General features: G+C 60.6%; 14 protein-coding genes. 7 read left to right on the top strand and 7 right to left on the bottom strand.

The genetic code is table 11. From position 1 onward, the window contains the following. Positions 1 to 56 precede the first annotated feature (56 nt). The 6 genes from HDC29_RS16260 (at position 57) to HDC29_RS16285 (ending at position 6227) form a co-directional block, all read left to right on the top strand. Positions 57 to 1640, top strand: coding sequence for a PAS domain S-box protein (locus HDC29_RS16260; RefSeq protein WP_179499320.1), 1584 nt, complete (start codon positions 57 to 59; stop codon positions 1638 to 1640). Between the two features lie 74 nt (positions 1641 to 1714). Next, positions 1715 to 1972, top strand: a complete 258-nt coding sequence (locus HDC29_RS16265) for a DUF5818 domain-containing protein (RefSeq protein WP_179499321.1) — start codon at positions 1715 to 1717, stop codon at positions 1970 to 1972. 133 nt (positions 1973 to 2105) lie between these two features. Then, a complete protein-coding gene (locus HDC29_RS16270; protein ID WP_179499322.1) occupies positions 2106 to 2912 on the top strand; it encodes a hypothetical protein in 807 nt (268 codons plus the stop codon). Positions 2913 to 3199: 287 nt separating this feature from the next. Further along, positions 3200 to 3523 carry a DUF736 family protein gene (locus HDC29_RS16275; RefSeq protein WP_179499323.1) on the top strand — a complete coding sequence of 108 codons (324 nt, stop codon included), beginning with the start codon at positions 3200 to 3202 and terminating at the stop codon, positions 3521 to 3523. Positions 3524 to 3610: 87 nt separating this feature from the next. After that, the gene (locus HDC29_RS16280; RefSeq protein ID WP_179499324.1) at positions 3611 to 4540 is read left to right on the top strand and encodes a HEPN domain-containing protein; all 930 of its coding nucleotides are present in this window, start codon (positions 3611 to 3613) and stop codon (positions 4538 to 4540) included. Between the two features lie 337 nt (positions 4541 to 4877). Further along, positions 4878 to 6227 (top strand): PIN domain-containing protein, encoded by a 1350-nt coding sequence (locus HDC29_RS16285; RefSeq protein WP_179499325.1) that lies wholly within the window; start codon positions 4878 to 4880, stop codon positions 6225 to 6227. Positions 6228 to 6416: 189 nt separating this feature from the next. On the opposite strand, the gene HDC29_RS16290 is transcribed toward HDC29_RS16285, so the two are convergent. From HDC29_RS16290 to HDC29_RS16315, 6 genes are all read right to left on the bottom strand, one after another. Further along, entirely contained in the window at positions 6417 to 8207 is a 1791-nt protein-coding gene (locus tag HDC29_RS16290; RefSeq protein ID WP_179499326.1) for a chemotaxis protein, read from the bottom strand. Continuing rightward, complete coding sequence (locus HDC29_RS16295; RefSeq protein WP_179499327.1) at positions 8204 to 9940, bottom strand: hypothetical protein; 1737 nt, start codon at positions 9938 to 9940, stop codon at positions 8204 to 8206. Before HDC29_RS16295 ends, HDC29_RS16290 begins: the two co-directional genes overlap by 4 nt. A 267-nt stretch (positions 9941 to 10207) precedes the next feature. Beyond that, positions 10208 to 10756, bottom strand: coding sequence for a hypothetical protein (locus tag HDC29_RS16300; RefSeq protein ID WP_179499328.1), 549 nt, complete (start codon positions 10754 to 10756; stop codon positions 10208 to 10210). A gap of 25 nt (positions 10757 to 10781) precedes the next feature. Further along, positions 10782 to 12137: a helix-turn-helix domain-containing protein gene (locus HDC29_RS16305; RefSeq protein ID WP_179499329.1), complete on the bottom strand. Its 1356-nt coding sequence runs from the start codon at positions 12135 to 12137 to the stop codon at positions 10782 to 10784. A gap of 81 nt (positions 12138 to 12218) precedes the next feature. Further along, positions 12219 to 12887, bottom strand: coding sequence for a hypothetical protein (locus HDC29_RS16310; RefSeq protein WP_179499330.1), 669 nt, complete (start codon positions 12885 to 12887; stop codon positions 12219 to 12221). A gap of 282 nt (positions 12888 to 13169) precedes the next feature. Continuing rightward, entirely contained in the window at positions 13170 to 15191 is a 2022-nt protein-coding gene (locus HDC29_RS16315) for an ATP-binding protein (protein WP_179499331.1), read from the bottom strand. Between the two features lie 202 nt (positions 15192 to 15393). Here HDC29_RS16315 and HDC29_RS16320 point away from each other — a divergent pair, with 202 nt between their 5' ends. Further along, a complete protein-coding gene (locus HDC29_RS16320) occupies positions 15394 to 17532 on the top strand; it encodes a hypothetical protein (protein WP_179499332.1) in 2139 nt (712 codons plus the stop codon). Positions 17533 to 17633: 101 nt separating this feature from the next. Here the strand turns inward: HDC29_RS16320 and HDC29_RS16325 are convergent, their stop codons facing one another. Next, positions 17634 to 18653, bottom strand: a complete 1020-nt coding sequence (locus HDC29_RS16325) for an amidohydrolase family protein (RefSeq protein WP_179499333.1) — start codon at positions 18651 to 18653, stop codon at positions 17634 to 17636. Between the last annotated feature and the right edge of the window lie 235 nt (positions 18654 to 18888).

Here is an 18888-nt window from a genome sequence, read left to right on the forward strand (position 1 = left end):
GTTTCTTCGCAAATCAAATTCCCGTTTCGGGAAGTGCCAGGACGGGGGGCTAATGGATGCAGGCCAGTCAAGTGATCGAACCGCAAACCGGAGACGACCGGCTTGCGCCGGGCGGGTCGAGTTTCGAAAGCGGCGCGCATCTGGCGGCGCTTGTCGAAGGATCCGACGATGCGATCGTCAGCAAGGGTCTCGACGGTATCATCACCAGCTGGAACCCCGCCGCCGAGCGCCTGTTCGGCTATAGTGCCGCCGAAATCATCGGCCAATCCATTCTGACGCTCATCCCCGAAGAGCGGCATAGCGAAGAAACCGCGATCATCGAGCGCATCAAGGCGGGCGAGCGTGTCCAGCCTTTCGAGACGGTGCGACGCCGAAAGGACGGGAGCCTCGTCGATCTCTCGATCACCGTGTCGCCGGTTCGGCGACCCGATGGCACGATCATCGGGGCCTCGAAGATCGCGCGCGACATTAGCGAGCGCAAGGCCATCGACGCGCAGCTTGCGCGCCAGGCGGAGCGGCTGAGGCAGCTCAACCGCGCCGCGCAGCTTGTCTCGCAGGATCTCGACCTCGAGCGCATCGTGCAGGCGGTGACCGACATCGCGACCGAACTCAGCGGCGCGCGCTACGGTGCCTTTTTCTACAATGTCCTCGACGACACGGGCGAAAGCTATCAGCTCTTCTCGCTCTCGGGCGCGCCGCGCGAAGCCTTCGAGCGCTTCGGAACGCCGCGCAACACCGCCGTCTTCGATCCGACCTTCCGCGGCGAGGGCACGATCCGGTCCGACGATATCCGTCTCGATCCCCGCTATGGCCGGAGCGAGCCGCATCACGGCATGCCGAAAGGACATCTGCCCGTCGTGAGCTATCTCGCCGTTCCCGTTGTCTCGAGGTCGGGCGCCGTGCTCGGCGGCCTTTTCTTCGGGCATGACGAGCCCGGCATGTTCAGCGCCGAAGTCGAGGAGCTGGTCGAGGCGGTCGCCGCGCAGGCCGCGGTCGCGATGGACAATGCCCATCTCCACGAGGCGGCGCGGGTCGAGATCGCGGCGCGCGCGCGGGCCGAGGACCATCTTCAGCTAACCCTCGCCGAAATGCGCCACCGGGTGAAAAACACGCTCGCGATGGTGCAGGCGATCGCGGCGCAGACCTTCAGGGAAGCCCCGCCCGCCGAGCGTGAATCGTTCGAGGCCCGGGTGCGCGCCTTGTCCGAAGCGCACGATCTGCTGACCGAACGCCATTGGGGCAATGTCTCGGCGGGAGAAATGATCGAGCGCGCGCTCCACGCTTTCGACAAGATGAAACCGGGACGCATCGCTGCGTCGGGACCCGATGCCGAACTTCCGGCCTCGCGCGCCCTGCTCGTGGCAATGGCGCTCCACGAGCTCGGCACCAATGCGGTCAAATATGGCGCCTTGTCGGGCGATGCCGGCACGGTCGATGTCCGGTGGGACATCGTGAACCACGACAACCGCGACCGGCTGCGCCTCCACTGGCAGGAGCAGGGCGGCCCACCGGTGGCGGCGCCGCTTCGCACCGGTTTCGGCACCCGCATGCTCGAGCGGGCGCTGCGCGGGCAGGGCGGGAGCGCGGAGGTCGAGTTTCGTCCCGAAGGCGTCTGCTGCACGCTCGACTTTCCTGCCTGATGGCGGAAGATGTGTCGATCCTTGTGGCGCGGTGATGCTGGCGGGGCACGGAAGAGTGAGCTAAGGCACCGTCCATGGCCGGAATCGGATCACGCATCGACGAGACGGGAACGCTGCTGCGCGTTGCGGGGGGCTTCGCGCTTCGCCGCGATGTCGGCGGCCGCTGGCGGCTCGACCTCCGCCGTACCCCCGTCGATCATGTCGAAAATCGAGTGCGGATTACCGGCGTCCTCGTCGAGGAGGGTCTCGTCGAGGTCGACGGCGTCGCCCCCGAAATCCTCGCTGCGCCCGCGGGCGAGGCATCGGGTGAAGGCGCGCAGACCGGCTCCTGACTGACCGGAGCCGGAAAGATCGTTCGACGTTCCGCGTTCGCGCATTGCCGATCGGCAGAAATTGGCTTTATCCCGCCCATCTGCGAACGACCTGCGCGGTGAAACGATGCGGCGCTGCGCCGGTTGAACCGTCATGAGCCAGAGCATCGCCACGCCCGCACGCGCCGCCGATCCGTCGCGCCTTGTCGTCCTCCTTTGCGCGCTGGCGCAGATTGGGGCCGCCTTGTTGCCCGCATTGGGGATCGGCACACCGGTCGGCGATCGCTCCGACACTGTCCGGACGCTGATCACGTCGGCGGGCTGGGCCTTCTCGATCTGGGGCGCCCTCTATCTGGGATCCCTGGTCTTCGCGCTCCTCCAGTTCACGGCAGCGGGTCGCGGCAGTTCGCTGTTCGCGGCGCTTCGCTGGCCGGCGGCCGGCGCCTTCCTCGGCAACGCCTTATGGGCCACATGGGTGCAGCTCGGTGCCATCGACGCGGTATCGACGATCATCATCTTCGCCTCGCTGGCTTCGATTTTGACCGCTTATCGGCGGATCGTCGACTGGACGGGCGGCTTCACCGCCGCGGAGCGCTGGGGTGCCGTCCTGCCGCTATCGGCGCTGGCCGCGTGGCTGACCGCCGCCGCCATCGTCAATGTCGCCGCGAGCCTGCGCTACTACGGGGTCGATGCCGGACCTGACAGCGCGCCGCTAATCTCCGCCGCGGTCGTCGTCATCGGCGGCGTCCTTGCCGCGGCGGCATTGGCGCGCGGGAAGGGTAATCCGCCGTTCGCGCTGGTCTTCCTCTGGGCTCTCGCGGCCATCTATGCCGCCGGCGGGCAGCAGTCGGTGCTCGTTGCCGGTGCGACGGCGATCGCGGCATTGCTCGTGCTGGTCGGCGCGAGCTTTGGCTGGCGGGACGGCGGCGCCCGCCATTGGCCGGGTCGGACACGAGCCTAGCTCGCGCCTCACCCTGATGCGCTTTCGAACGTACAGTTCAGCCTTGGCCGGCTCTAGCCGGTCGGCCCGCTCGATCTTCTGCGGCGCATAGCTCCCCGCTGATTGTCGATCCTGACAGCGGTCCCGCCCCGCGCTTGAAGGGCCTGCCGGGGCGCGGCCCCGGCGCAACGGGCTGCGCCCGTCCTCCACTCGCGTTGCGGCCCTTCGGGTGCGCCGGCGCCTGGCGGCGCCCCGGCTGCCTTCCTGCGCCGCGGGACGGGCTCGCGGGACAAGGCAGGAGACAGATCATGGGAGCCATAGGCTTCGTCAGCGGCACGATCGAGGAAGGCTTTATCGGCGAACTTCGCACCCTCTCGATCCGGGTGCCGATCGAAATCCGCACGAACCGCGGCAAGGGCAGGGACGTCCAGCCCGATTACCGCGTCTATTCGGGCGACGTCGAGATCGGCGCGGGATGGATCCGCCTCGCAGCGACGTCCGAGCGGCGCTACGTATCGGTTGCGTTCGAGGCGCCCGAATTCGGGCAGCGGCGCCTCTATGCGACGCTCGGCCGCGCGGCCGGGCAGGACAATCCCGACGTCTATGCTCTGCTCTGGAATCCCATGGATTGACCGGCGCATGGGATTCACGCGGCTTATCCCCGCATTGGCTGCAATATGCTGGTGCGCGGATGCTGCCGCCTTGATAGGGTGACGACGATGAAAAGCAGCACAGACCATCTTCCCCCGCACAAGCAGCGCGAACTCGAACGCGTGGTGCAGATCGTCTTCGAAGAGTTCGAGGATGCGCTGGCGCTCGCCACGCAGGGCTGGAAGAAGAAGGGCCGCATCTCGAAGATCATTCTCTACGGCAGCTATGCGCGCGGCGGCTGGGTCGACGAGCCGCACACCGCCAAAGGCTATCAGTCCGATTTCGACCTGCTCATCATCGTCAACGACAAGCGCCTGACCGATCGCGCCGATTACTGGTCGAAGCTTGATGACCGGCTTATTCGCGAATTATCGGTAACGAAGACGCTCCGCACGCCGGTGAACTTCATCGTGCATAGCCTCGACGAGGTGAACCGCGGGCTTTCCGAGGGGCGCTATTTCTTCATGGACGTCGCGCGCGACGGGATCGCGCTCTATCAGGCCGAGGATAGCGAGCTGGCCGAGCCGCAGCCGAAGACGCCGCACGCGGCGCTGGAGATGGCGCGGGAGTATTTTGAGGAGTGGTTGCCGAGTGCGGCGGCGTTCAAGGAGGGTAGCGACTTCTACATCGGGAAAGGTCGTCTCAATGAAGCGGCATTCTCTTTGCATCAGGCCACCGAGCGCTTTTACCATTGCGCCTTGCTGGTCTGCAATTTCTACACACCGCACGTCCATAATCTCGCATTCCTTCGGACGCAGGCTGAGCGAATTGACGATCGCTTGCACGAAGTTTGGCCGCGCGAGACGAAGGCCGATCGGGCTCGCTTCGAGAAGCTAAAGGAGGCCTACATCAAGGCACGCTATTCGAAGCACTACAGCATTTCGGAAGAGGAACTCGATTGGCTCGGCGGGCGTGTCTCGCAGCTGGCGGAGACGGTCGAGCTTGTTTGCCGTGAGCGTATCGCGCTTCTCGATGCGACGGCCCGCGACGCGGGCTGATGCCGCAAAGCAAAGGGCCCTGCCGGAGCAGAGCCCTTCCCTCTCTCGATGTGGATAAGTGGCCCACCGAAAGATGCCCCTCTGCCTTCGGGGTCGCACGAAGACATTAGTGCGGTCTTCCTAAGCTGTCGATGCGCGTTGGCAATAATCACAGGTTAAGTCGGGGAAGAATCTTTAGCTGTGGCGCGGATATGTGTGAATACGGGATTGGCCGCATTGCGCCCAGTGTCAGTCATTCCGGCCCCTATCCGCGGCCGCCCGAAAGCGGTCGCTCGATCGACACATGGATGGGTAGCGGCTTAGCGTCTGATGCCAGCCGTTCAGACGGTAATGGCCGATGCTGAAAAGCGATCGTCGCTTCGGCAACACAGTCGGACAAAACGTTCCTATGTTTCGTATCTTTAGCGTGCTGAAACCCGTTTTCTCTTATATTCGGCGTCCTATGGATATTCTCGTCGACACAAATATTATACTTCACTTCCGCAAACTGGACGAGATCGATTGGTGCGGGCTTGCAAGCGTCCCTTCCTGTTCGATCATTGTGACGCCGGTCTTGATGCGCGAGTTGGAGCGAGCAAAAGTCCATAATCCGAATGGTAAGCTGCGCGATCGCGCGAAGGACGCTGTAAATTGGATAGCTTCAAAGTTAGATGAGGAGGATCCGGTTACTCTTCGCGAGAACGTCAAGCTGGTGTTCGATGGACAAGAACCCCTGATTGATTTTCGCGAGCATCGGCTATCGCGTGACATCGCCGACGATCATTTGATCGCCAGCGCCCTTGATTGGTCTTCAAGATCTGGAGGCGGAGCGGCGATTGTGAGTGCCGACAGCGGCTTGGCGCTGAAACTGCGGGGTCGGCCCATCAGGCTCATTCAATTGCCTGAACAATATCGATTGCCGGATGCTATTGATGCCGAACGTGCCGAACTCAGGGAGCTTCGCCGGGAGCTCGATCGCGAGCGGGCGCGCCGGCCCAAGCTTGTCTTCCAGTTTATTGAAGGCGGCGCGAGCCTCACAGTCTCGCCCGAGCCGGTCGAGGAGCCTTTGTCGCTCGCCGAGATCCGAACGTCGTTTCCGCCGCTCGGCTTCGACGAATATATGGCGTCGGACGAACGAAGTGGTTCGGGTCCGCGGGTCTATGAAGAAGAGCCGGTCGCAAACTATAATCGTGCCCTCGAGGCGTTTTTCGGGGACTATCAGGATTTCCTTGTCAAGCATCGCGCTTGGGCCGAGCTTGAGGACCGAACCATCGAACTTTCCTTCGCCTTGGCAAATCTGGGGAGCCTGCCGGCATCCAATATCGACGTCCGGCTCGAGTTTCCGAGCTATGTCACGCTGATGAATGAAGCGAATGTCCCGTCTGAACCAATTGAACCAGACGCCCCCGCGAGGCCAACTCCGGGCAGGCGGCCCGAGGTGGTTACGAAATTTCGAGCCATCTCATTGGGTAGTGATAGTTTTGCCGAAGGCGCGGCGCAAATCGCCCGGCACGGGCAATTTGTCGATTTTCATTTTCCGGTCCTAAAACACGATTGCGCAAAGCCCACCCACGTGCTGTTCGTCCGGTTCGAAGCCAACGCGGACCTGAAGCCTTTCGAGATAGAGGTCACAATTACGTGTAACGAGGCGGACAAAGTATCTGACCGCCTCCTCGTCCGTCTAACGGAGGAAAAGGATGGTCAGTAGGGGATGCCAGTCGAAATAAAGGGTCCGGTCAGAGGCTTCCCAATGAGCGGACTAAAGCGTCTATTTCGACGGGAAGGCTGAACTCGAAGTGGCCTCATCACCGGTCAGCCCAGATTGAGCGCTATTCGCTGGCGTTGAGCAAGGCCAACGCCGAGCCGTTTAGATCATTGGCAACCGGCAGATCCGTGATCATGTCTTCGGAATGTCCGTGGGGTCAGAAGTGGCAGGGGTGGCTAGCTGGCTGATGCTGGGGAGGAGCTCGCGCCAGACCTGCGGCGGGACCGGCAAGCGACGCGAACGGCAGGCGGTCAGCACGATCGGCCAGTGACCGAGCTTTACGGCTGACAGCTGGCCATAATGTTTGTTGGTCTTCGCTTCGGCAAGGATGAAGTCGAGCGTGTCTTGGGTTCCTGCTGTGATCGGGATGCCTGCGAGCGCGGCGCCATGATTTTCGCGGTCGAGATAGAGATGTTCCTCGCTATCCTCGTCGGGCAGCCAGGTCTGGAAGGTGCAGTGGCTAAGCGAGTCTTTACTGAAGCTGGCGAGCTCGTCGAACAGCTGTTGCTCGTGACGGGCGGCGGCCCATAGCGCGAGCATCGGATAGAGGATGCTGCCTTCCGTTGAGGCGAGGCGATAGTCGTCGCTGCGCTCGGAGGGGTGATCGACCAGATCCCAGTAGGAGCGACTGGTGATCGGATAACGGCCATGCGTCTTGTAGGCGAATATCGAATGCCCGGCGAGCTCCTCGGCCCATTGCTCGATCGCCCCATGTGCCCCCGGGCGGCAGGCAAGCAAAGTGAAGGCAAGACCGATATCTATCGCCTGCCAGTCGCCAATTGGTGACAAGAGCGCGCGGTTGTTGCTGACGATCGCCATCATCTTTTCGATGAGCGTGTCGATTTTTTTGACGGTGGTTTTGGTGGTGGCGGATGTGACAGCCGGCAGCGTGTTGAGGTAGTCGTTGGTAAGGACCGTGGGGCCATGTGGCGGTGACAGTTGCCACACCAGCCAAAGTCCGCGCAGCGCGAGCCGCCCGACCAGATCAAACAACTTCAGATTGACGTCGAGCGAAGCGTGGCTTTCGACCGCGCTCGAAATGGCGTGCCGGGTGTCGGCCGCGGGTAGGATCTTGTCCTCGAACAGCGCGTCCCAGATCGTGAAATGCAGCTCGGCCAGCTCGTTGATGACGAAGCTCGCGGCTTCACCAGCCCTTGAAGTTCTGGCGATATCGGCCTTGAGCAATTGCCAGACCTCGAGCAGTGCCAGCTCACTTGCTCTATAGGGCGCCTCGACATTGTCGGCTTCGCGCGCCCAGACGAACATGATCCACAAACAAATGTTGATCAGCCGTGCCTGGCTCAGACGCGCTGGCGGCGTCGCACCCGGCTGGTCGGCAAGCGCGCGAAGCAGTTTCTGGAAGTGGTCGAGCGCGACATCGGGCTCCTCGACCATCGCCACGCTTTTACGCAAATGGCTGCGCTGTGATGGCGGCAGCAGCCCCTCGCGCAAGATGCCGTCGAGAATGACCTGCGCCAGCCGGTCGCCATTCCATTCCTCGAAGCTGATCCTAGCCGTAGTGTTGCGTGTCATATAGCCGGTCACTTCGGCGCGAACCTGCTCATCGATTGCCCCGCCGAAGGTAGGACAGATCGCGATCGGAAGTTGAGCATATTCTGGCGGGATGCGGCTGCCGATATAATGGTCGAGGATCTCGTCGAGGGAGGGGCGTAGACTCTGAGGGGAAGCGGTGTTCCATTCATTGCGGTCGAGATCGCCCGACTTCACTGAGAAGAGATGCACGCGCCTGATACCGTCTTGGCCCGGGCCGACTGCGGCGACATCGACGCCATATTGTCTAGTGCCCCTGGCCGGTCGCGAATAGACGGTGAAGCCGAGTTCGGTCAGCAGATCGGGCAGCACCGCGTCGAGTTCGTCGCGCTCCTTCAGGGACGCCAGATATTCCCGGATGACGAGCTTCATGGAGCGGTCTTCATCGCGCGGAACACGCGCAACATGTAGTCGAGGTCGAATGGCTCGAGGGTATCCAGGCGCGGGGATTCGATGCTGTGTGTGAAGCTGTGCATCTTGGTCTCGCTGCGCTGTTGCTTGCCGCCCATCCCCTTGAAATAGCTGATCGAGCGCGCGCCGTAGAGCAGCACCTGCCGCGTCGCGAGCGATGCGAGGATCGAGCTTTTCTCCGATGCCTTATAGGCTTGGCGCATCGACTCGTGCTGGCGATGGTTTTCGATCAGCCGTTCGCGCTCTGACGGACGCAGCTCCTTGATCCGGCCCGGTGAACGCAGGCCGTCGATGTAAGCCTCGAGGCGGGTGGTCAACTCCGCGAGGATGGGCTGCGCGGGGTGGCTCAGGCTTTTGGATTGATCGGCGATCCAGTCGCCGACGGACCCGGAAAAATTGATCAGCAGCGGATCGAATAGCAGTTCGGCGATGCTGTCTTTGGCGGCATCTCCGGCACCGTCGAGCAGCCCGATCAGCAATGACGCGGCGGTAACCGGGTGGACGAACAGCCAGCCGACCGCGCGATGCGCGAGCAGCACACGCTCGGGGTCGCTGAGGGCGGCGGCGGTGATTGCCGGGTCGAGGATCAACGGATTATCACCATGATGATTGCCGACCAGTGCCATGGCTGCGCGGCCGAGATTGGCGTCGCATGCCAGCAGCCAGGCGACGATCGTTTTCGCGAGCTGGTCGGGAGGCGATTGCAGCAGATGATAATTGAGGCTGCCGAGCGGCTCCAGCGAGGTTAGTTCCTCATGCTGTGAGAGCAAGGGCGTAATCAGCGCCAGCGCTTCGTCGAGCCGGTTTTTGCCCGCGAGCTTACCGGCCGCCGCGCCGATGTCGCGAATTGTACCGCGATTGCCGATCGGAACTCGGTGCATGATCGCGGTCAGGGGTCTGACTATCACGGGCGGCAGTTCGTCGGCGTGGAACATCAGTTCGAGCGACAGCTGGTGGATCGCATGGTCGCCGGTGCGATCGATATTGGATTCTATCAGCGCGGCGGCGTGTGTGTGGGTGTCGGGATGGGCTCTGGCGATCTCGCAGATTGCTGCGAGAATTTGACCGAGGCTGTTGTCGTCGGCGCTCTCGGCATTGGCGGCGAGGGCTTCAATGGCGCGGGTGCGCCGTACGGCGTCGATCAGATCGAACGTACCAATCGCTTTGGCAGCAGCCGAGCGCGCCGGTCCGGCATTGCCGCCGACAAAAAGGATCGCCCGGTCGAGCGCTGCATCGGGCTCTGCCTTGGCAAGTGCCTGCAACGCCAGAAATACAAAAGTGGCATCATCGCCATCCTCGGGATTGATAGTCTCGAACGTCTCGCGGGCGCGTCTGCCCTGTTCGGCCCACGTCCGATAGCCGCCATTGGCCATGCCAGATGCCAAATCCTCGCCGGCGCGCTTTGACAGGGCTTTGACAGCGGCGAGCATATCGGGGACGCTGGCATCGAGCTCCGGGATCAGCTCGCTATAGACGTGCATCACCGTGAAGAAGTCGTGCTGGTCGATGGGGGAGGTCTGGATCGTACGCGCGGGCTCGAGCACGTCAATAGTACCGTCATTGTGGAGTCTAGTGAGCGTCGCACGGAACGCCTTGCCAAGCTCGTCAGTGCGGTGACCGCGTAGCCGCTCGATGAACAGTTCGGGCAGGGTCCCCGCCGTCGCTGCCGCGATGATATCGTCCTGGTCGCTCAATCATGCCCCATAGGCAGCCTTCTGAGTGGGGCCGCTGTTCTTATATAGCGGCGTGGCGAAGGGAGGTCATCCTTTGGGAGAGGATGTTCCTATGAATTTTCCGCGCGATACGTCGGTCCGCTATCGGGATGCAGGATTCTTCGCGGGTCGATTTCGGAAGGAAGCGCCTCGAGTGAAGCCATACGGGAAGTTAACAATGCGTCCCGACAGACGCCGTTTTGCGCGTGCAAGTTGCGGGCTCAATAAGCCATGAAAAAGAACGGTTCTTCAATATGTTGTAAGGTTCAGATCGCGCTTCAATTCGCGTATGCGAACAATAAAAGGGGATTCGATCCGGGGACGATTGATATCACGGAACAGACGGTTGACCGTGGCTACGCCCGAATCCTCTAGAATCATCCTCCGAGTTTCGACCCATTCGCGATCAAGACGCTTGATGCTCTCCTTCTGCTCCGCTCCGGGCTGGTCGTGAACCTCTTCGGAGCCCATGAAAAGGGCGACGCAATGGGCGCCTAGTTCCTCGTCAATATAGAGAATATTGCGGTCTGCGTGGTCTGCGATGGTGGCAACAACCGACGAGATCAGATCATGACGCTCGTCCGAAGACAGCGTCGAGCTATTTATCACGTGGCTCGCGACGCTGCGACTTTCGTTCAATATGTCCATCAGCTTGTCGTATGCCTCAAGGCGCTTGGAGAAAATCGCAGCGGCGAATTGCTCGGCTCGCTGCCGTCGCCTCAAAACCTCGCCCAAGACGATGCCGAGCGGGACGCCAACAAGACCGATCAACGCCCCCATTAACTGCGGCCAGTCCATCAATTTTTCCCTTTCAGATCGTGGTTCAGTAACTGCGCTGTCGCAGCTTTCCGATCACGTCGGTCACGACCGACATTGGCAACTCAAAAAAGTCGAATATCGCGTACAGCGGCGCAACGAATGGATGGACGATCTCTGCCAGATTATGTTCTAGCGCTTCGGTGGCGAAGCTGGACTCGAGGTCGATCGTGTCTTGGCGGGAAATGCGCGGGTGCAAATATCGGCCCGTGATGCTTTGTAGGGTGCGTCCATTGAGGCCGGTGTAGCCGGCCCGCAGCCGCACCGATGCAGGCCCCTCGATCAGTCTCTCAGCTAGGCTCTTCACGTAGAGGAGTATTTCCGCTGTGATCGCGGTGGGCCATTCGACCTCGATCCAAGAACCGGGCTCGGTCGGCATGTTCTTGCCGCCTGCCAGATCGTCTTCGCGATAGCCGCGAAGGAAGAAGGCGAGGCCATCGGGCGAAACACGCCAGAAGTCCGCGTTGCCCGACCCATGATTTCCGAACCCATCCTCCGTATCGCCGCCGATCCAGCATTCCACCATCCCGTCTAACGGATAGGGGGCAATGCCGCGACGCGTTGGATACCAGAAGGGCGGCCAGCCGCTGAAGTTCACTTCCGCCGAGCGCAGCACTTCAGCAAATTGCGACGCCGAGAGGCTACGAATGTCGCCTCCCAGCTCGAAGGCGTACCACATGAAGCCATGCGGGCAGCGTTCCGGCGCATCCTCAGGAAGTGTCGCGGCGAGCGTCGTCCAGCGTTCCAGCGAGGCGGCCACCCAACTTTCGAGCCGGTCGGGAGCCGAGGGCAGTTCGGCAGGCGGGACCGCACCGGTGATAAGGGAGCGAATCTGATCGAACATCTCATCCCGGCGATGCGAGAGGCAGCGGCCAAGGAGCAAGTCCCAGTCGCCCGAATTCTGCGGCACTTCGCTGCTCGGGCCGGGCCGACGGATATAGATGCTATTGTCCTTGACGATCTGGCCATGCGGCCCGCTGCGCTTGGAGCGGACCGGAACGCGGTGGCCGCCGGGAATGACCACGACGGGATAGATCTCGCCTCCCGGGCCGGGCCGCATATGAACGTCGCAGTGGAAGGCGGGGTCGGCATATTTGTGGATTATGCCGTTCAGGAGATCGGGCCTGTAGCCGTCGAGCGTCGCCGGACGATCCGGGGCCGGGACCATCCCTTCCGGCGTTTCGGTAAGGCCGAATATGATACGGCCGCCGCCATGGTTGGCGATCGCGAGCGCTGCCTTCGCGAAATTTGCCTTGTCATCCTCGTTTGATTTAAGGTCGAGCCAGTTCTTGATCTCGGTGTCGAGGTTTTCCCGCGGCTCGGCGAGGGCCTCTGTGAGCCGGTCAGTCTTTTCATTTGCCATGGCTGACCTCTGCGCGGCTAAAATGGGCGGCCCCCGCTGGGAGTGTCTGCTTGGGGGCGTGCACGGCCTTCTTACCCGCCATCATTCGGACCCTTTTGCCGCGCTGGCTTTCGCAGGCGCGGGCTGTGGGGGAGCCGCAGGCGTCGGCGGCTTGGCCTTCCTTTCAGCTTCAATCAGCTCCCAGAGTTCGCGGCTCCGTAGCATCACCTGATCCGTGATGTACTCGGTCGGCACCGGACAGTCGATGAAGTCGAAGACCGACGACATATGGCTCGCGATCGCCTCAAGCTCTTCGGCCTGCGCATTGATAGTTTTGCTGTTGAGATTGCTGAGCCGGCGCATGGTCAGGGTCTTGTAGCGGCGGCTTACGATCTCGAATGTGCCCTCATAGGGATCCTGGTCAAAATGGCCGTGTGCGAGTATGTTGCGCGTGCCGTTTAGTTCGGCGAGGCGGCCTTCGCCGGCGTTGCCGAGCGCGAGATGCGGCGCAACCTTCATCAATAGCGTCAGATTTGCGGCGCGCTGCGAGAAGTCTCCCATCGCGAGTTCGTCAAGGCCACCGTCGGGATCGAGGATTTTGACGGCCTTGGTGAGGAGCCCGCTCATCCAGAAGTCTACCTCATTGTGCGCCATAATGAAGCGTCCGAGGGCTTCGCGATATTCGGCGCGGATGGCGGGATCGGCGAAAGGCTCGTCGACCCATTCCTCTTCATCATAGGCCTCCGCTAGTTCGCCGCGCTGGTCGATCATACCTTTTCTCCATTCTCGCGTTGCGTGCGCGGAAGGGATGTATGGTGGTGGTAGGCGCCGCGCAATCGCTCGCTAAGTCCGATTTGGGGCGGCTAACGGATTGCAACTGATTTTGGCCATTTCGCCGCATTGTGGGCGAGAGTTCGGCCACAATCTGTACGATCGCATCGGCCTGCTCTAGCAATATCCGGACCACCTTGCTCATTTGCCCAATCTTTCATTAGGTTGACGAAAAGTTCTGGGACAATAGGGGATCAGATACCAATCCGTCGGACGTCTGAATCAACTTTCTCCCCCTGTCTTGGCAGACGAAGCTGTTTGTTTCTCGCGGCGCTTGGCTGCTCGCTTCCGCGCAGCGGCCGACGGGCTGCCGAGCTTCAACTGGTCAAAAAAAGCCTGATTTCGCAGCTCGGCGTCGCGCAGCATTTTCCTGAAAGATATGATGCGGATGCGCGCATTATGACGGCTCGACCAGCCATAATAGCCTTCGCCATCGGGGGTCGGATTCTGCGCAATTGACCGCTCGAACTGTTTCCGCGCTGCTCCGGTCAGCTCACAGACGATGACACATTCAAATGGCGTGTGATCTCCGATGTTCGAAACCACTCCACCGTCAATGTCCTTCACCTTCGCCCCTCTCAAGTCGTCGATATAGCCGAGCACCTGCGCGATGGGGTCTTGGCTGGGCTTCTCGTCCCCTGGCCGTTTAAATTCGATGATCGCGACCGGATCATCGGTCCCCTCGCGACGGAAGCCGAGCGGATTGAAGAAGATCAGATCGGGCTCCTTGCGGGAGTCGGCCTCGTTCGTCAGCGACTTGATCGTTTTGTCCGATGCGAAGAGATCATAGGCGGCCAGCGAGTCATCGATCATCCACAAATTGTGGCGTGCGCCGTCGCCGCTGCGATAGATTTCTCCCATTGGGCAGATCAGTTCGTGGATGACTCGTTCATAGCGATAGCTCTTCTTCTCATCGTCATCATATTTGAGCAGAACGTTCGCCATCTGGAGCAATTGATGTCGCTTGACTACGAGCTCCGCGAGGCGATGCTTTTCTTGGTTCGATATTTCCTCAAGGATTGCCTCGGCTTCCTCGCGAACCTCGGGCTGCAGCGATGCCATCTGGTCGATTTTCTCAATGCGCTTCCGCAACTCGACCTCTTCGCGGTACAGTAGGACAAAGAGATTTTGGCCAATCTGCTCGTCGTCCATTCCCGGCGACAAGCCGATGACATATTCATCGAGGTCGGCAAACTGAGTTGCGAGCTGCGGATGCTCAGCGATCAGCCGCTCAACCGTCCTTTTCTGGCGCGTTCGTAACGTCCGGATATGATCTCTCAGAAATTCCTCGGTCGCTCCAAGGATAATGGCCTCGAGCAAGTCACGCTGTTCCGACGTCAGTTTGAAGCCCAGCCGCTCCTGATCGACCCGTTCGTCGAGGAAATCGCTTCGTACCACTGCGACATACGCTTTGTCGTCGGGCAGCTCCCTCAACGCATATTTTCGCTCGATGGAAACGGGATCGCCGACGAGCCGGCCATGCGCGGTCAGCAGATAAGAGTTTCGAAGCCCTGCTGAAATTCCTGAATCGACAAAAAGATGCGCGATGTGGACAGAGACCGGGCCTTCGCCAAAGTCGACAACAATCTCCTGCTCGACAGGTTCGTCCACTTGTTCGGCTATGAAATCATTGAGGCTAGACGTTTCCCCGCGGTAGGTGATGTCGATCTCAGGCAGCGTCCCCGAGATAAATTGGGGGAAGAAGTGTAATGCGAGATCCTTGAGGTAGGACACTGCACGAAGGCGCCCCCGCTGTTCAGGACGAAGATCGGATAATGTGATTGTCGTCCCTGTATCGGCGCCGGCCACGTCCGCGACGACCTTGTTGGCGATCGATTTGGGCTTTTCGGGTGCGAAATTGAAGCGCACGCGCTGAGCCGCGCGGCCCTTGGCAATTCTGCTATCAACCTTGATGGTCTCGAACATCTTGATCCAGATGAAGCGACCGACGCCCTTTCCGCCGCGCTGATATTTGAATCGGCTGTCGCTAGTCTCGAACGAGTTCAGATTGTCGTCGGTGAAGCCGATGCCGTTGTCGGTGATCGCAATTGACTCAACATCGCCGTTGCCGTCGGCCTTGATTTCGACCTCGATCTTGCCCCTTTCCGCTGCCAGCGCTTCGGTGAAGCGGTCGTTGATCGCATGGATCGAATTGCTAACTGCTTCATAAACAGAATAAAGTATTGCGGTCTTCCCGTCCGGGAGGCGCATGTTGTTGATACGACCGATAACGTCAAATTTCATGGCTTTCCTCGAGCCTGTTCAGCCCGCCTCCTCTAATAGACCGAACTGATCGGTGGACGTCGTCGCTGTCAATCCGCTTAGACGGTCACGACCCGGTCGATGGTTTGGGCCGGTGAGACGTTCTGCCATTCGTGACACCTCGCCGCCGGTTGCGTACAGCCGTGCGCATGGAATGCGGGCAAATGCCGAGAGGGATGGCAATTTGATGAGTCCAAATCCGGTAGGGGACATTGGCTACACTCGCGACGATGTGGAAAGCCCTGTTTTTCTTCGCGCGTCGGGCCGGACGTCGCCCGCGCTCGTCGCGCCGACTAACCGCAAATTCGACGCCGATGCTTGGGCCGCGGCGCTCGATGAAAACGCGAACGTGCGCGACGTCGATCTCGTGATTGGTGCGCTGCTCATCGGCCCGCTCAAAAATCAACTCCAGCGCGACCTGATTACTGGCATCTTCGGAGCGATATCCCGCACGACGGTCATACACCTCGCTGTCGCCGCCGCGAACCGAGCGGTTCTGCTGACCCAGCGCGCCCTTCGAAAAGCGAATGCAAAAGATGCTGCAGGCAATGAAGTAGGCGACTTCATGGCGCTGTCCCAAACCAAATTCAAACCGTCGACGAGCGCACCCGCACTCTCATTCGACGACGCGAACACGGCAATCATCGATACCTTGCCGCATTGGTTCGCCCAAGCGAATGGCCAGCCGGCGGATCGGGCGCCGGGGTTTGTCGACTATCGCCGTGTCGCCGCAAAAGCCGAAGCCGCCTTGAGCTATGAGCGCCTGTTTCGCGATATCTGGCAGGAAATTCTCTGGGAACCTTGGCAGCTTAGGCGACGCGGTGCGGAAAATGAACTGAGTCTGGTGCCCAAAAATGCGTCTTTACAAGCGAAATGGCGTGCTTGGGACTGGCGTGACCAGATGCTGCTGATGCAGGGACCGACACTTGACGGGCATTTTCGCGCGACTGTCGGAACCGCCGAAGCCCCCCCTTTCGAAAAGACGATCGTGAGGGCGCGCCGTTCGGGTGGCAGGGCCTTGTTGCGGGCGGGGCCGCTGACCGATCGTGCGCGTGTCGATGCTTTGACCCGGGGGGAATTGCTCGACAATAGCTATCTGGCTCCCTTCCTCGACGAGCCATTCCCCGGATCGGGGCTGACAGTTCGCCTTCTTGAGCAGGCGATAGTCATTCTGCAGGAGGCATGTCGGCTTCTCCTTCTCGACGAAAAGAGGGTCGAGCTTGATCGGTACGAAGACGTCGCGCGCTTTGCATGTGCGCTCAACTGTAGGTCCCTTGGCGAGACGTTCGCAGATTGCCTGTCGATAACCGCAGATCTGGCAAGCGAGTTGGTAACGTGTCTCACCTCTGATCCCGCGCAATTGGGACCTCTTTTCGATAAGGGCGTGTGGCATCGACCGTTGGTCGCGGCCGGCAACGATGACCTGCTGCTCGTTGCCGGCGCAATCCTTCACGGATCGCCGCTCAGACGCGCATCACTCTGGCTGAAGGATGCGGGCCTCGGCGATCGTCTATCTACAACGACCCAGGGCCTGCGATTTGAGGCAGATGTTCGCGCGAGCGTCGCTGCCGATCTTCTTGCAAATCCGATTTTCGAGGGGCTGGAACGCAAGGTAGCTCGTCTCGATCGAACGGGGGATGTCGGCGAAGAAGTCGACATGATCATCCGCGTCGGAAACAATGTCATCCTGTGTGAGATCAAGAGTTTCCTTTGCCCCTCGGAGGCGCTCGACCGTCACAATTATCTCGACAAACTTCGTGGAGCCTGCGCCCAGGCATCGCGCAAGGTTGCCTGGTTCCGTTCTAACGGCGCGGCGCAGGTTGCTGCCTTCGGCACCGAACTTTCTGATGACATTGTGGTCCATCCGTTGGTGGTAGTGAACCAGAGCGCCGGAACCAGCCTTCAATATGAAGGAGTACCAGTCATGGACTCCAATTATCTGTCTTTGTTGCTTGGCGACGGATCGTTCGTTCGCGGAAGCATACTGAGGCGTGGCGATCCGCAGCCGCAGCTGATCAGGGAAGCCCTATTTGCCGACGCCGCCGCTTTTTCCGAGGCGCTGCCCACCTTGCTCCGCGAAAATCCGACCATGAAGCGCCTGGAGGCTGCCATCCGATGGGAATATCAATCCATTCGAGTGCCTGGCTTCATTCTCCATCTTGCCGTGCCCAATATGGACATCGAGGCATTTAAGAGCACTGGTATCGACGGCGTCGCTATCGAAAATCTTGGGTCTTACTCTTACTGCCCGCGGTCGGTGAACAGTGTGCAAATCGACCAGTATCTTGCATCGAAGCCACGCCGTCCGCAGCCAAACGCCTGAGACATCAGAGTTCAATTGACGATTATGGCAGCTTTCGCCGATTCTTGGCCCCGAACCCGCCAGTCCGCAAACGGCCAGAAGTCCGTAGCCCGGGCTGCTTGCTATTCAGTGTTGCGCTTGTGGTGGCGATCAATTTCCGCCTTGCTCAGTCGCAGAAAGCGGGCCGCATTGTTATATAGAATGTCTCGCTTCTGCGCTTCAGAGAGAAACGGCGCGGCAGCGATACTTTCCACGGCCACTTCGATCGACTGCGGCCACACCATCTGGTCGCTACCGAACATGATACGCTTGCCATAGCCTGCATCGACCAGACGCTTCAGGTGATGATGAAACTCGGCGCGGGGAACGCCCCAATTGTCGGCGCTGATGTCCACGAAAACTTGCGGATGGCTGTACAACAGCGCGATCATCTCGTCGGTCATTGGCATGCCTGCGTGCATCACATAGACTCGAAGTTTCGGATGTCGGACAAGCAGGTTTTCGAGCAGCAATGGATTGCCGAGCGCCGCACGATAGCGCGGGTAGACCCAGTAAGGTCCGCCCGGTGCCCCGTATCCCATATGAATGCCCACCGGAATGTCGAGCCGCTCCGCCATCGCGTAAAAGGGCTCCAGCGCCGGATCATCGGGCGCCATGCCGCGATATTGCGCTGTGATTTCGGCGAACACTTTGGTCTCGCCGCGCTCGACCTGCGCCGCGAGAGTGGAGACATGGGCGGACGGAGGCGCTTCGGGGCCAGTGAAGAAGTTCGCCGCCGGGATGAACCGATCTGGCGCCGCTTTTCGCCACGCTGCAACCACGGGCCCCTCGCCGGCGATGACTCCGGCGACAATGTTGAGACGTTTCATCGCAGCCAGCGTCTCAGCCAAAACCTCCTCGTCAGTCGCGGGAGACTGAACGACCCGTCTGCAATCGACTTGCGCCGAGAAATCGAAAGGCACTGCAGGGTCGATGCCGAGCATTTCGACCCCCTCCGCTCCAATGCAGCCGGGGACGCTCTGCCCGCCGAATTCGTCGAGGGACCATGCGTGCATGTGCATGTCGATAATCGGTGGGGCTACGTCGCGAGCGTGCGTGACCGATGAAACCAGTGCTATCGCGAGGCAGGCGCTGACGCGCATCCGACTTCTCCCCAGTGATACACGCCGTGTCAGTCCTTGTGCCGCATTTCTCGGCCAAGCGCCAGACGTGCGCGACCAAGACCGCTCTTGTCGAACGGCCAGTCCGCTTCTCATGATGGGCTTCCAAAAGCTGTCCGACCGCAATCGTTGAGAGTTTCGGACGCCGATAGGCGTCGGAAAGTCTTCGATGCCCGAACCGCGGGGGTCATAGGCTGAGAGCTATGGGGAAAGCGGT

The organism is Sphingopyxis sp. JAI108, from assembly GCF_013410105.1.
GTDB lineage: Bacteria > Pseudomonadota > Alphaproteobacteria > Sphingomonadales > Sphingomonadaceae > Sphingopyxis > Sphingopyxis chilensis.